The organism is Pseudomaricurvus alkylphenolicus, assembly GCF_011683955.1.
In the GTDB taxonomy this organism is placed as follows: Bacteria; Pseudomonadota; Gammaproteobacteria; order Pseudomonadales; family Cellvibrionaceae; genus Pseudomaricurvus; species Pseudomaricurvus alkylphenolicus.
Genome location: NZ_JAAQPI010000004.1, coordinates 320,218 through 335,554 on the forward strand (window position 1 = coordinate 320,218; position 15,337 = coordinate 335,554).

General features: G+C 53.5%; 9 protein-coding genes. 2 read left to right on the forward strand and 7 right to left on the reverse strand.

Annotated elements, in window-relative coordinates; translation table 11 throughout:
• Nucleotides 1–67: 67 nt before the first annotated feature.
• From HBA55_RS13175 to HBA55_RS13185, 3 genes are read right to left on the reverse strand one after another with little or no spacing between them, the layout of a single operon-like run.
• A complete protein-coding gene (locus tag HBA55_RS13175) occupies nucleotides 68–2,062 on the reverse strand; it encodes a CehA/McbA family metallohydrolase (protein WP_166991766.1) in 1,995 nt (664 codons plus the stop codon).
• Between the two features lie 59 nt (nucleotides 2,063–2,121).
• Complete coding sequence (locus tag HBA55_RS13180; RefSeq protein WP_166991769.1) at nucleotides 2,122–3,894, reverse strand: amidohydrolase; 1,773 nt, start codon at nucleotides 3,892–3,894, stop codon at nucleotides 2,122–2,124.
• 16 nt (nucleotides 3,895–3,910) lie between these two features.
• On the reverse strand, nucleotides 3,911–6,358 hold the full coding sequence (locus HBA55_RS13185; protein ID WP_166991772.1) for a TonB-dependent receptor: 2,448 nt from the start codon (nucleotides 6,356–6,358) through the stop codon (nucleotides 3,911–3,913).
• A gap of 248 nt (nucleotides 6,359–6,606) precedes the next feature.
• On the opposite strand from HBA55_RS13185, the gene HBA55_RS13190 reads away from it, so the two are divergent.
• Entirely contained in the window at nucleotides 6,607–7,428 is an 822-nt protein-coding gene (locus HBA55_RS13190) for a helix-turn-helix domain-containing protein (RefSeq protein ID WP_166991775.1), read from the forward strand.
• A gap of 7 nt (nucleotides 7,429–7,435) precedes the next feature.
• Here HBA55_RS13190 and HBA55_RS13195 read toward each other — a convergent pair whose 3' ends face one another.
• Both HBA55_RS13195 and HBA55_RS13200 read right to left on the reverse strand, forming a co-directional pair.
• Nucleotides 7,436–8,080, reverse strand: coding sequence for a hypothetical protein (locus HBA55_RS13195; RefSeq protein ID WP_166991778.1), 645 nt, complete (start codon nucleotides 8,078–8,080; stop codon nucleotides 7,436–7,438).
• Between the two features lie 172 nt (nucleotides 8,081–8,252).
• Entirely contained in the window at nucleotides 8,253–9,227 is a 975-nt protein-coding gene (locus tag HBA55_RS13200; protein WP_166991781.1) for an aldo/keto reductase, read from the reverse strand.
• A 139-nt stretch (nucleotides 9,228–9,366) separates the two neighbouring features.
• Between HBA55_RS13200 and HBA55_RS13205 the strand changes: the two genes are divergently transcribed.
• A complete protein-coding gene (locus HBA55_RS13205; protein WP_206019788.1) occupies nucleotides 9,367–10,266 on the forward strand; it encodes a LysR family transcriptional regulator in 900 nt (299 codons plus the stop codon).
• A 384-nt stretch (nucleotides 10,267–10,650) separates the two neighbouring features.
• On the opposite strand, the gene HBA55_RS13210 is transcribed toward HBA55_RS13205, so the two are convergent.
• Both HBA55_RS13210 and HBA55_RS13215 read right to left on the reverse strand, forming a co-directional pair.
• Entirely contained in the window at nucleotides 10,651–12,612 is a 1,962-nt protein-coding gene (locus HBA55_RS13210) for a pyrroloquinoline quinone-dependent dehydrogenase (protein WP_166991787.1), read from the reverse strand.
• 169 nt (nucleotides 12,613–12,781) lie between these two features.
• On the reverse strand, nucleotides 12,782–15,283 hold the full coding sequence (locus tag HBA55_RS13215; protein WP_166991790.1) for a TonB-dependent receptor: 2,502 nt from the start codon (nucleotides 15,281–15,283) through the stop codon (nucleotides 12,782–12,784).
• Between the last annotated feature and the right edge of the window lie 54 nt (nucleotides 15,284–15,337).

Below are 15,337 nucleotides of genomic sequence, written 5' to 3' on the forward strand. Positions count from 1 at the left end.
AATCGTTACTCAGACTCGACGAAGCAGGGCCAGATCAATCCAGATCTTCTGGCCCTTGGCTCAAAGATTAGTCTCTCAGCTGTTTAAGGTACACTTCCCTTGCACTGCGGTACAGATCGAGTACCTCCTGCCGCTGTTGCTCATTATGATAACGTGCCTTTTTTTCAGCCCAGGCAATGGTCCGTTCAATAATATCCAGTAAATAACGTGCACTCTTCGCCGACGTTCTGGGGCGCTTTTTGTAGTCCACATAAACAGGGCTGGTGTGGGCCATCACAGGGGAACCGCCGCCGGTCAAATGTGCCTGGGTTGGCAGCTGTTGGGCTGAGTAGGCTCGCGCCGCCACCCAGCTGCTATCATCCAACATCAGCTCGCCGCTAAATCTCAACGATTTCTCTTTGTCGCGATTGAGTTTGGTGGCCACCACTTCACCGTTGACAAGAATCTCGATACGATCAATTGGTAAGTGTGAGACGACAAGAGCTTCAAAAGGTTTTTTGCCTGGCTTGGCAAGCTTCAGCCGGTCTCCCGCACCATGGTAGTCAAGTGAGAAAAACAACATCGGCCCGGAGGTAAAGAAGGTGCGACCAGCGTCAATGCCTTGGACCCAGTTGTTGTAGTTAAACTCGCCCTGGACGTCGACATAGGTACGAACGGAGCCGGATACTTGGCTGTTCCACATTTTGTCCGTCGAACCCAGCCCCGGCATATCGAAACCCGTATTGAGCAAGCTGTACCATAACTCCATTGGACTGATCGCCTCAGGGGTGAACTCTCCCATGCGAACCCTTACCGGGTGCTTTTCCAGCGGATCTCCGAACACCATGGTTTCCACCGCATCCACCTTATTCAGAGCCACATCAATGGGCAGCTCGCCGTGGGGATGAGGAAAATGAGACCAGGCTACCAGCGCGCCCTGCTCGTGGGCTTTATCGGCCTGCTGCGCCATGGTGGGATAATCATAGGCATTGTGCACGCCCGTATGTGGGCCACCCCAGCCAAATGGGTAAATCAATTCTTTCAGGTTTAGCAGCACTGTATGCCCCAAGTAGTCGTGTCGGGTCTCCTCGCCGATGTAAGCGATGTGGTTTTCGTCCGAGAACACACTGGGGCCTCCCGTGAAGTGAGGTACCTGGGTAATCAGGTTGCCACCGGATGAGATCAACACGTTGATGACATTAAGGTCTTCGCCTCTTGCCTCCAGCATGGCGGTCTGTGGATCGAGAAAGTGGGTGTGAGTATCACCGGAGTACCAACCTTCTTCAGCCATATGAATCCATCGGTTCAGATCGACCTGAAGACTGAGTTTCTTGCCTGAGCGAACCTCAAACCTGACGTCAACTGGCTCATATTCCAGCCCCCGCCTGACTTCCATAACATATTCACCGACCGGTAATGGGGCGATAAAATCCGGTTCGACATAGGCAAAGGTCTTGCCCGCCACAACCACATCGCCACCAATGTCTTCCCGCCACCCCTCAGCAATCTGCTTTCGATGCCCCCGTGGTGGCCAGTAGTCCCCCCCGGCGTCGCGAATATGCACACGAGCGTGTACGGGTTTTCCGGTATCCTCATCCCTCAGTTTGATGGCAACGTCTTGGGTGATTTTCTGCAGCGGGTGATTATCCGTCGCGAGTTCGTCCGGCACCTCGTCGAATTCCGTCATGGTCAGAATTTTCCAGTCTTCACCTTCTTGCACCAGTTCCATGGTCAGGGAATAGGGTACGTTCAGTTCCCGATAGGGTACGTGCACAATGGACGACACCGTAGCCCGATAGCCTTTGTCGTGACCGCCGTGAATACGATAATTGGCGTAGCGTAGAATCACCCGCTTTACGGGTATCAGACGCATGCGTGCCAGGTAGGCTTGGGGGTTGACAAAGTCGGCGGATAAAAGCGCCTGCATATCCTCATAGTTGTCTCCCTGGTAGGCGTTGGCCCACTGCGCTACCGCATGCTGTAACGGCAACAACTGATCACCACGGTGCGCATGGGTGCTGGCAGCAAAGAAAAGTAAGCAGAGCACAATGAGGCCGGCTTTGGGAAAGTATTCGAATTTCATTCAGTCTTCACCTGATTATGTCGGGCGGCAGCTGAAGACAACCCGCCCTGACTATTCCGTTATGGCTTCTGCGACGAAGCGGTGTTTGTATCGAGGTTTTCGTACACGTCTTCCCCTTCAAATAGAGTCAATTCAACGCGAGTTTCGCTGATGTCCTCCACAGACACTTCGAGGAGATTGTGGTTCAACACGATCAGATCCGCGGATTTGCCGACTTGAACCGAGCCTGTAACGGACTTCAGACCCAGTGCAGCGGCACCATCGAGAGTGAAAATACGCAGTGCCTGTTCAATATTGATGGCTTGTTCATTCCAGAAAGTACCGGGGTGCACACCTTTGGGATCTGCCCTGGAAACCATGGCCTCCAATCCCAACCAGGGGTCGATGGTTTCCACCGCGGCGGGCCAATCAGAGCCCGCCAGTACCGGTGCGCGCGCAGAGAGCAGATCGCGAATAGGCCAGTATTGCTCGCCACGGGGCGAACCCACAGCGGAAACTATAGAGTCAATTATGGGAGATGGATGCCAGAGGTAAGGAGACAAGTCGGCAACCGCCTGCAGCTGAACGAATCGGGGTAAGTCATTGGGATCGATATAACCTGCGTGTGCAAGCTCGTGCCTCAAGCCACTGTCGCCGTTGACCTTGCGCGCCGCTTCTATCGCATCCAGTGCGACCCTGACCGAACGATCTCCGGCGGTGTGAATTTTCACGGTGTAGCCCCGTTTATCGAGCTCAATCAGATCTGTTGCCATCAGCTCGGGTTCAAGGTGCAGCATACCGGCAAAGGCTGCACCATCCGGGTGAATTGGGACATAGGGTTTCAACATTGCCGCGGTTCGAGACGCGGTCGGCACTCCATCCGAAAACAGCTTGACGGAATTGGGGTGTACATGGGCACTGGCATACTGCTTGCGAATACGATCAATCCGCTCGTAGTCCAGTGGTTGCTGGCGATGACCATAGGGCGTTGCAATCGCAGCGGCCATGTGAATACTGAGTTCATCCCGCTGGTCCAGTTCATGATAGGCTGCGATGGCGGGTTCGGTGGCCATCGCATCTTTCATACCGGTAATACCAAAGCGGTTGGCGATACGCACAGCTTCTCGGACGCCTTGCCGGTATTCACTCTGGCTCCAGTCCGGCAATTGATCCATCATCAGCTGCTCTGCCCCTTCCAGCAAAATACCATTGGGTTCGCCGGTAGCAGGATCCCGCACATAGGTACCGTCCGAAGGGTCGGGAGTGTCTTTGGTAATGCCAGCAAGTTCCAGAGCCTTGGAGTTGACCCAGCCATTGTGGTTGCTATCGTCGTTCAGTACTACAGCTTTGTCGCCGGAGACAGCATCCAGGAAATCCCTGGGGTTGTCGATCTGATAAGTATCGAAAAAACCACTGTCCCACTGACCACCGCGAATCCATACGGCGCTCGGATTGTCTTTCACACATTGAGCAACTCTCGCCTGAATTTGCTCGGGTGAAGCGCTGAACGGAAAATTACATTCGAACAATTCCTTGGTGCCACCGCGAGCCGGATGCAGATGGGCATCGTTGATGCCCGGCATTGCCATACGGCCCGCCAAGTCAATCACCCGAGTCTCGACACCAATATGCTGTTGGGCATCTTCACTCTTGCCTACCCAGGTGTATCTTCCGTTGCTGATAGCGACCGCCTCAACCCAAGGCTGTAAAGCATCGATGGTATAAATACGGCCATTGGTGATCACCGTGTCGGCTGCCGGATGGGAAATGCTCGTTGAGTTACAGCCGGCCAGCATGGCGCAGGCTGCCAGTAAGCTCGATGCGCCGGCTGTCAGTAAACTAAATGGTCTCATTACTTCGGTCCGTTATTTAAAAGTCGTATTCGAGGGAAACGCCATAGGTGCGAGGCAGGCCAACGGAGCGAACATAGCCGCCATTGGTACCACCAAAGGCGCCGGTGTAGTAATACTCATCTGTCAGGTTGCGACTCCAGAGCAGTAAACGCCACTGGCCTTCGGTATCACTGATGCCGACTCTGGCATTCACCAGGGTGTAGTCGTCCAGTGAATTTTGCTCTCGTACCGGGTCCGGGGTTTCGTCGGTAAAGTTGATATCGGCACTGACCTCCAACACCAGTTGCTCACCCACTGGCCACTCGTAGCGGGCCATGGCATTGTAGGACCACTCCGGTGCCTGTGGCAGACCGGAACCGGAAGCGTCGACTGTGACAACGTTTACCGCTGTGCCCGTAGCGAAGTCAAAATCCCCCGACACCGGCGTTATCCACTTCTTGATTTCGGTATTCAGATAGGCCGCACCGAGGTTAACGCTCAGCCCCTCAACGGGCGCCCACTGTATATCCAGCTCGGCTCCCTGTATCTCCGACTCGTCCACATTCCCCAGGCCGCCGATGGCACCCACAAAGGTTATCGCCCGCTCGGACTCTTGTTTGTCTTTGTAGTCGTAGTGAAACACCGCAGCGTTCAGCTGTAAGGTCCGATCAAGCAGCGTCGCCTTTACACCAAGCTCCAGTGAGGTGAGTTCCTCGGGGTCGTAGGGTTCCAGTTGGGTCGTCGTGTTGGAGTTGTTGCCGTTGAAACCGCCGGATTTAAAGCCAGTCGCCAGGGTTCCATAAATCAGGAAGTCCTCGGTAACAGCATAGTCGAGTCCAATTTTCCCCATCCATTTTTCGGTACTGATGTCCGTTTTAAAAGGATGAAAGGCGTCGTTGACGTCAGCAGTGCCTATCACGTTGGCGATATTGGTTGGCGCACCTGCCGTATCGTCCAGAGTACCGCAAGCTCCGGCACCAAGCGTTGCACCGATGGCACCATTCCAAAAGCCCGAGAGCCCCATGTCGCCAGCATCAAAGGTACAACCGGACCAGTCCCGTTCTTCCTCCGTGTAACGCAACCCCAGAGTCAGGCGCAGTGGCTCTGTAATGTTGTACTCCAGGTGTCCGAATACCGCGCGGGATTCAGTTTCCTGCTGATATTTGGTGTGTAAGCGGCGGATGGGGAAAGCGGCAAATGGCGTGGGCAATCCCCAGGCAGCAGAACCATCACCAAAAATGGAATCCGCCATAAAAAAATTATAAAACTCGTCCGCTTCGTCTTTCGAGAAATAAACACCGGCAATCCAGAGTAACCGGTCGGTTTGTGACGACAATCGCAACTCTTGGGAAAAGACTTCCAGGTCAGTGCCATTAATATTCTCCTGCACGGAGAAGGCCCCGCCATCCACATCGTTGGTTTCCAGGCGCTCGAAGTCATCGTAGGCGCTGATCGAAGTGAGTGTGATATCTCCGAGATTCCATTCCAGCTTGGCGGAGAAACCCTTGAGCTGATTGTCCCTGCCGGGTCGAAGGCTATGGGTTTCACCAGTTACCGGGTTGGTCCAGCTGTTGGTCCAATCGGCGGCGCGATTGTCACCCAGTGAATACCAGGGTGGTGTTTGCCCAAAGTTCGCCCCTCCCGGCAGAACATAGTCATTGAGTGGTCGGTAGGGTGCACCGGTTTCAGCCAGACCTACCTGCCTGCCGTCGTAGGGGGTTTGGGCCTGGTTGTCGGATTGGTCATCTACGTAGTGGAGCTTCAACAGCACGGAGGCGTTTTCAGCCAGATCGAGACTGAGCAAAGTTCGGATCCCCAGCGTGTCTTTTTCCCCCAGCTCGTCTCCGGGCCGGCTCACACTCTGTTGCCAGCCCCGGTTGGATTGGGTGCTTTTTATGGCCACCCGCGCCTGCGCCGATTCGGTAAGCCCGCCACTGACAAAGCCCTCGAAGTCAAGCACATCAAAACGGCCATAGCTGGCAGTAAACCCGGCCTCAAACTCATGCGTCGGTTTTTTGCTGATGTAGTTGATCTGCCCCGCCGTGGTATTGCGGCCATAGAGGTCACCCTGGGGTCCCTTGAGTACTTCGACCCGCTCGACATCAAACAGAGCGCCACGACTCATCACGGTATAAGGAATTGCCACCTCATCGAAATAGAGCCCTACCGTAGATGAACTGGTGGTGGTGATATCCTGAAAACCAACACCACGGATGGTGTATACAGGTACCCCTGTGGCACCCGGAGAACTGACCGTTAAACCCGGTGTAAAGGCGGCTATATCCTCGGCACTGGCGACCCCCATATCCTTGATGGTATCGCCAGTGAAAGCATTGACGGTGATTCCTACGTCGTTGACACTCTGAGTGATTTTCTGCGCGGTAACGACAATTTCTTCCAGCTGTGCGTGGCCGGGCGCGGCAACCCCTGCAGTGATCAGCGCAGCAATGGTGGCAGACAGCAGTTTTCTATTATTATGCTTCATCTTGGCTCTCTCAGTTCCGGCGTTGTTTGGTAGAAAATCATGGTAGCAACGCCCTTGAGGACTACCCTATGATACGAAAGAGCTATTTTTTATGGCTTTAGAGTATTTTCAATCGCTTTTGATATTCCCAAAATGAAGGTTAAATAGGCCAATCGACCCCCTCTTTTATTGATCCGACAGCGCAAAATTTGCGATACTTAGATTTATGATAAATCCATAATAATGTATCAAAATAAAAGTGACACCATATGTATATAAGCCCCTCCAGCTTGCAACGCATTCACGACCTGGGTCAGGTTTTAACCGATATTGACAATATGGATGACTTTCGTGTGGAATCGGTCAGCCGCCTCAGCACTCTGTTTTCGGCATCTGCTTCGGCATTTATGCACTGGGCCGATGCCGACGGCAAGGCCTCCAAGATGAAGCGGGAGGATATCTTCTTTACGCAGATGGACGAGAATTATCAGGAACTCTATTTCTCCGAAGTACTTGCCTCAGACCCACTGACCCGCTGGGTTTCGAACCGTCCAGGTGGGCAACAGGTGTTTACACTGGTCTCGATTACCTCACCGCAGCAATTGCGCCGCTCGGCACTGTATCGCGAAATTTTATCGCCCAATAATAATCACGATATTTTGACCATTTCACTGAATATCGGCGGCAAGCTGCTGGGCAACATCAGTTTGTCCAGGGCAAGGGGATTTTCGGTTTATGAGAAAACCGATGTCGAATTGGCTCAGCTGCTGGCCCCCATGTTAAGCGCCACTTACTACAATCGGGTATTGAGCCATAAAATACTAGACGCAGACACAACGCCAAAGGCGTGCACACCGGAGTCTTCGGAAACAGGGTCAGAACTGAAGCAACACAGTCCTCAATATTGGCTCAGTACACGGGAGAAAGACATCGTCCGACAGCTTGAAAAAGGACTGACGGCGGCGAAAATCGGCGAACAGTTGGCCATTAGCCCCTGGACGGTAAAAAATCACCTGCAGTCGATTTACCGCAAGGTAGGAGTTAACAACCGGGTCAGTTTACTGAACAAATTATCCTGTGGATATGGATGATTCAGCTCTACCAGACTTTCTGAACTTTGATATATCGCACTGCCACCAGCTTGCGATTAGCTGTCACCTGTTGCTCAAACCGGGTAAATTCTTCTGCTGCACGCACATCATCGAGATAGTGGTTGAGTTCAGCAAAGCTTGAGGCAGACACCAACACATAGTGGGTGACCTGCCCGGCTTCCAGGGTTTTCATCAGGCGAATCATTCCGGGGGGCTTGTTGGCAGTCGGTGAAGACAGCAGTTTAGCAAACGCCTTTTGGTAGGATGCCTGATCCCGCACTTGCATCGCTATGGCCGCCAGATGATCACCTTCCTTCCAACTCGCCCTCCCAAACGTCATCAACTCCTGAGCGTGGCCTTCTGTATACCGGCGGCTTATCGGGCTCAATGCGTTTTGAAGCGTGTTCCAATCCGCGGATTGGGCGGCCACGCTCTGCATCTTGTCCACGCCCTTGTAGCTCTCCATTTGCGCAACCAGGACGTGGGTCGCCGGGGTACTGCCGTTGGAGGTCACGGAAAACAGGGTTAAACCGTATCCCGAAGCTTTTCCGCCGTCGCTTTGCATCCATCGATCCAAAGCCGCTTCATATTCCATCGGCGCCGATACGACGTTCTCGGTGTAAAAGTTGAACTCTGCAGAAACCGTATTCACCAAACAGCTGTTTAATAAACAAATCCAAAATACGGTTGCTGTTTTCACTCTGGTTCCACCCTTGGTCTAAGTTCATCTGCGCGTTAGCCGCTTTATAGTAGCCAGGAGATTGTGCAGATGAAATGATTCGTTCGAGCTATTTGCAACAACAAAGAGTTTGTCACTGTAGGTTTCAGGGTAGCTTCTGCCCGCGCGCAGACACATACAGAGCATACCAGTCCTCTCGACTCAAGCTGATATGGCCCACCTCGCTGCAAGCCTTGATTCGGGCAATATTGGTTGTGCCGATAACCGGTTGCACACGACTCGGATGACGCATGATCCAGGCCAACAAGATCGCTTCCTGACTTACCTGATACTTTTCCGCCAGAGACGCCACCAGATCCGCCGTTGCACGAATATGCCCGGGCTGCTCCGAAACATCCCTGCCGGAGAATAGCCCCTGGCATAAGCTGCCCCAAGACTGCACCTGTACACCCTGCTGGCGGCAGTGCTCCAGAGTGCCGGCGGTAAAGTTGACATCGGCCCCTTGTGGATTACCCGCATACACACCTTCGTCAACCCAGCCACGTTGTTGCAGACTGATCTCCAATTGATTCACCACCAGCGGCATGTCCAGATGGGACTGCAAATAGGCCACTTGATGACAATGCATATTAGAGACCCCGAAGTGATTCACTTTTCCGGACTCTCTTAACGATAAAAATGTTTTCGCCACCTCATCGATATCCATTAACGGATCCGGGCGGTGCAGCAATAACACGTCGATGTAATCCGCATTGAGCCTGGTCAAAATGCCATCCACCGAGCGGGTGATCCAAGCGCCGGAAAAATCGTAACGCTTCGGCCCCAGCTCATCGTCAAAGCGGATGCCACACTTGGATTGAAGATAGATTTGCTGTCTTAGTTCGGGGCGTTGTTTCAGTACGCGACCAAATACGGTCTCCGCCTTACCCCGCGTGTAGATATCCGCATGGTCAAAGAAATTGATGCCTGCCTCCAGAGCCGCATCAATGACCTCGTGCGCCTGCTGGACATGTTCAAGAGTCACGCTGCTGTCGGGATCCCAGTCTCCTCCCAGGCCCATGCAGCCATAGGCGAGGTCGCTGACATTGGTTAAGAACTGGCGTAGTGGAAGAGCTGTCATGGAGGTGTCCTTTTTGTTTGCATGTCCGAATTGTAGCTATACACACCCCGGAGGTCAGCGGACCTTCTCGAAATCATTATTCTATATATCGAACAATGATGTAGAATGTTTTATATACAGTAATTTCATGGTGGGTGCCTTGAGTCGGGAACACAAAAAGATCGAGCGTTATATGCTGTTTAGCGAAGTGGCCAAACAACTGAGCTTTACCCAGGCGGCGGAAACCCTGGGCATTTCCCGGGGTTATCTGTCCGATCAGATCAAACACCTGGAAAAAGAGATTGGCACACCACTGCTGATCCGATCCACCCGCAATGTCATGCTGACCTCCGAAGGCCAGCGATTTCTTGAGGGGATGGAGAATATCAGGAGTTCATTACTGGAGTTGGAACGCAGCGTGCAACACGAACGCAGAGCCCTGGAGGGAACCTTGAGGATTACGGCCCCAAACCTGTTTTCCCAGCGTTACCTGCAGGACATTTGCCACGCATTCCGCAAGCAACATCCGGGCATTCGGTTTTCCATCGATTCCAGTTATACCAACTACGATTTGATGCAGAGTAATTTTGATCTGGCTTTTCGAGCAACCAACACCCCGCCACAGAATATGGTCGCCAAAGCCTTACTGTCTTACCAACACCCCTGTTGTGCCTCCCCGGAATACTTGACAACATTCGGCACCCCCAGAACACCGAAAGACCTGGCACAGCACCATTGCCTGAGCAGGCCGTCGCAACATACGTGGCGCTTTAAGAGCGGAGAAGTCCCTATCAAGGGCTGGATTGAACTTAACGACAACTATGCGCTCAAACAGCTGGCATTGCAGGGGCGTGGTATTATTCGTCTGCCGGAGTACTTTATCGATCGGGAAGTGGAATCGGGCAAACTGGTCAAAGTTCTCGAACGGGAAAAGATTCGGGGGCAAAAGATCTTTATTATTCACCCCCAACAGATTCGCCAGTCAGCCCGACTCAGAGCCTTTATTGATTTTACCCAGGCCTGGTTTGCAAAGCACAATAATCGTGGGAAAAACGCCTGATGGACTGCCTGGAGAGGCAGCAAAGTGCCATAACCGGAAGTTCATAATCCTGGTTCAGGGCACCATGGGCCTTCGATGATGTCCGCAACGGCCGCACGACGTAGGGTGGATTAGAAGCGCTTTGCGCTTCGTAATCCACCGATCCGCCGAAGGTTTAAATTGGCGGCGGCCGTGTACAAATCACCTGTTACAGGCACATTCAAGGGTGTTAAAAACCGGGCCGAAGCCAACGAACATCTCCGGCAGAACCGGCGGATTACGGCGCAAGCGCCTAATCCGCCCTACGCATAAACAACGCCGTCAGAGTACCAATCCTGCGAATTTCTAAGACCGGTTATGGCACAATGCAGCCAAATCTAAACCTCGAAAATCGTCCTGAAGATCCTACTTTTTCAAACGAAACGCTACAATTGCATCGCTTTTAACGGTTTCAAAGCCGTCGTGTCCGCCGGCGGCGATCACCACATACTGCTGCGGTTTTTCGCCATAGGCGTAGGTCATGGGCGTGGCGATGGCCGGAGCGGGGATATCGCCCTTCCAAAGTAATTCTCCAGTGTGGAGGTCATAGGCTCGTAACAGACTGTCCGGGCTCGCACCGATAAACACCAATCCCCCCGCTGTAATGATAGGGCCGCCCTGATTGGGAGCTCCCCAGGCCTGCGGGCTTTTGAACGGACCAAACAGCTCAACCTGCCCAAAGGGAATACGCCAGCGGGTTTCACCAGTGTTCATATCGATGGCCGTCAGATTACCCCAGGGGGGTGGATTACAAGGCGCTCCGGTTATCGACGACAACAGCACATTGCGTGCCATCACGTAGGGGGCGCCCTTCATTTCGTAGTAAGAGCCCGGGTGTTTTTCCTTATCGTATTCATCGCGTTTCACCAGCGTTACCGAGGACACCAGATTGGAAGAGTTAACCACTGCCAAACCGGATGCCGCGTCATAGGCAATACCGCCCCAATTACTTCCTCCCAAAAACGAGGGATGCAGAACTGACCCGTTGACGCTGGGTGGCGTAAACAGCCCTTCGTTACGAAGAGGTTCTAACTTGCTCTCGCATTCCCACTCGTCGATCAGCATTGCGCCCCAGCCGTCCTCCATAGAAATCTGGGTAGAGGTTACCGAGGCGGGCAATGTGGGCACAGGCTGCGTGGGTGAATTCACTTCGCCCGCCACATCTGAAGATGGTACGGGAATCTCCTTGACCTCAAACAGTGGTTCGCCGGTCTCTCGATCAAACAGAAAAACGTAACCGGTTTTGGTCGGTTGCAGTACCGCCTCCCTGACCTCACCCTGGCGTTGCACTCGGACCAGGGTGGGCATAGCAGGCACATCGTAATCCCATAAATCGTGATGCACGGTTTGATAGGACCACACCAGCTCTCCCGTTAACGCGTCCAACACCACCACGGCGTTACCATGGGGAATCGGTTCGGTTCGAGCGGTTCCATAGACATCGTAACTCGGGCTGCCCGTCGGCAGAAATACCCAACCCCGATCCATATCAATGGAGAGCGGTGCCCAGGCGTTGGCGCCGCCGACTTTATCGCTAAGGTGTTCGGGGATCGGGTTCCAGTGCCAAAGCTCCTTGCCCGTACGCGCATCAAATGCCCGGATGATGCCGTCGATAGCATCACCGTACATATTGTCGTGAAAACCTCCGCCCACAATGACGGCGTTTTTGTAGATGGCAGGTGGCGATGCCGAATAAAGTTTGCCACTGCCCTTGTAGTCCAGAGCGTTCAGATTCACACGGCCCTGGTCACCAAAATCTGTGCACAGCTCACCGGTATCGGCATCAACACCTAACAGAAATCCGTTTTGAACGGTTTCGAAAACTCGTTTGCCGCAACGCTGTTCACGCACAGACGCCTCTTCCGATTCCCAGTAGGACACACCACGGCAATTATGGCCATAGAAGGTATCGCGCGGGTCTTTGTCCGGATCAAAGCGCCAGATTTCTTCACCCGTCCCCGGATTCAACGCAATAATGTTGTTAAAGGGTGAGCAGAGATACATCATACCGTTGGCGATGATGGGAGTGACCTGATAGGTCACCGGATCCACATCATCCCCGGGACCGGGGTTTTCCCCCACATGGTAGGTCCAGGCAACTTCCAGATCATCGACATTGCCGCGGTGGATCTGCTCCAGACTGGAATACTGGGTGCCGCTGGGCTGGCCACCATAAGTTGGCCACCCAATGGCGGATTCTGCCGGTATTAACTCAGTTTGGCTTGTACCGAAAGAGGTCGTACTGACATTCTCCTGGCAACCGAAGAGTGCAAGAAAGGTCAGTGGCAGCAGACGATAAAACAAACTTGGGATAAATCGTTTTCGCATGGGCGGGTTCCGAACTGGTATGACAATCTGATCAGGCTCAAAAGGTATGTCGCTTGAAACTGGTAAAACCGCCAGTCATATAACGAGAATTTTCTCATTCTGAAAAACAAAGACCGGGCCAAGGGCCCGGCAAAGATTCCAGTGTAGAGAGAGATTGTTGTTAGTATCCTCAGAACTTGTAGGCCGCCGAGAGACCAATGGTACGGGGCTGTGCGATAAACTGGAGGTTGGCGTTTCCGTACCAGCCTTCAAAGGTGCCATTATCGTAGGTACGCACAGACTCGGGCCAGGAACCCCCGGTCGCCTCCTCGTTACCCAGGTTCTTACCGTAAAGCACCAGGCTCCACTGTTCGGTCACCAGGCTGGCGGACGCCCCCCACAACATAAATCCATCGTGGGTTTGGCTGAAGGGGTCATTGTCGTTGTCAATGTAGTTCTCGCTGTCGCTCTGGTAGTAACCATTGGCCTGGGCTACCAGGTCCATGCCTTCGGCAACTGGCCAGGTGTAGTCGATACCCAAACTGAGCACGTGTTCAGCACTGCCGGGTAGACGCTCCCCTTTTTCAGCAATCACATTGCCCAATTGGGTGCCGACGAAGTCCGAATCCAGCTCAGCCTCAGTCCAGGTGTAGCCAAAGCGATAGTGCAGGCTGTTGCCAATGTAACCATCCAGTTCCACCTCCAGGCCCAGAGTGTGGGCGGAGTCGCCATTGTCGGCCATCAGGAAACCGAAGGTACTGGCGGTATTGATTTGCGGGTCATTCCAGTCGATATAGAACGCAGACAGTGTATACGCCAGCGAATCCGTACGACCCTTTACACCAAACTCGTAGTTGAGGACGGTATCGCGCTCATAGGCACTGACGGCCTCTGCATTGGGTTCGGCAAAAGGCCCATCAGCGGGAATAGAGTTGGCGCCGCCACGACGGTAACCCTCTGAGATGGTACCGTACACCATAGCGGTTTCGCTGAGGTCATAGGAGGCGTTCACCTTCAGCAGGACACCGCTGTCTTCGTCCACATTGGCCTGCACCACCGGAGAGCTGTCGCCTTCCAGCAGAGGGAACCCCATCACACCATCGGCCACGGATTCGTTATCAAACCATCGCAAACCTCCCGTGACACGAAGCTTTTGACTGAGATGCCAGGTGACTTCTCCGTACACCGCCAACTCTTCAAAGGTTTCGTTGCGTTCATACTCAAAATCGTTTTCACTGAGGGGGACGCCCGCTGCAAACAGATACGGCCAAAAGCCGGCGCAGATCGGATCGTTGGTACGGGCGCAAGCCTGGGACCAGTTGTTCATCCCAGGGTTAAAGCTGTCCGAGTACGCCTGCTTCTCCTGATCCAGGTAGAAAACCCCCGCCAGCCAATCAAAGGCGCCATCACTGCTATTGGAAACCAACCGGAATTCCTGCACAAAGGTCTCGTCTTTAAAGCCAGCCACAGTGCGATGGGCCGGACGCGCCCATCCGGGGTACAAAATGCTGGCCCAGTCACCACGACCATCGCTGTTAACGCTGGTCCAGAGACCACCATTATCACGTTCACCGACACCCTCGTGATCATAGCGGGAGGTATTGGAGGTGAGGGTGGCGAATCCCAGGTCCCACTCCACATCCAATGCCAGCATATCCACATCCCGGGATGAAGGCTCTGTCAGCACCAGACCAATGTCGTCATCGCCGTATTCAAAGCGCAGCGGTGATCCCTCCGGCTGATTATTATCACCCAGGGTGATTGCACGACGCCCACCCACCTTATCACGCTGGGTCTGGTAGGCCAGCAGGAAACTTAAGGATTCGCTGGGTTCGTACTGCAGCGCAACACGACCGTAGTCCAACTCAACGGTATCGGCGTCTTCGCGATTGGTAAAACAGCCGACATTGTGGAGCACCTGCTGATCGGAGGCTTGGCGGGGGTCGAGACAATTGCCATTGCCATCATCCAGCAGCGGTTCGCCAAACTCGTTAAGTTGGTAAGCGTTGATGTAGTCGATGGAACCATCGTTATCGACCTTGCCAATATGACCGCGGATGGCCAACTGATCGTTGATGGGAACATTGAGCATCATATCCAGTGTCTGGTTGTGACCACCGGAACCATTCACCTCTCCATAGCTGGCAGACACGCTGCCTTCGAATTCTTCGGTATTGGGCTTGTTACTGATGTATCTGACGGTGCCGCCCAATGAGCCGGAACCATAGAGCGTACCTTGGGGGCCACGCAGCACTTCGACCCGTTGAATATCCTTGAGAACGAAACGTGCATAGAGCGGTGTATTGTCAACGTAGGTGGAGACAGCCGCTACGGCATTGGAAGCATTGTCACCGGAGCTGCCGTTGTCGACGTTAAGACCACGGATAATGATGCTGTTTACTGTACCCGCATTGCGGTCTCCACGGTCGATCACGCCAACACCAGCGATAGAGCGCAACAGATCGGCCTCACCGGTGATTTGAGACGCGGCGATATCGGCGCCGGATATGGCGGAGATATTGTAAGGGATTTCCTGGACGGTTTGCTCTCGCGCAGTGGCGGTAACAACAATTTCCTCAAGCAAACTGCCAATATCTTCAGCGTTCTGGGCTATGGATGTCGGCAGGTAACCCATGGCGGCGGCGGCGATGGCGTTGACCAGTAGCTTCTGGCGGGGGTTGGGAGACTTCATAAACTCCTCCTCGATAACATCGATGTTTGATATTGGATTATTGGTTTTTAGGTG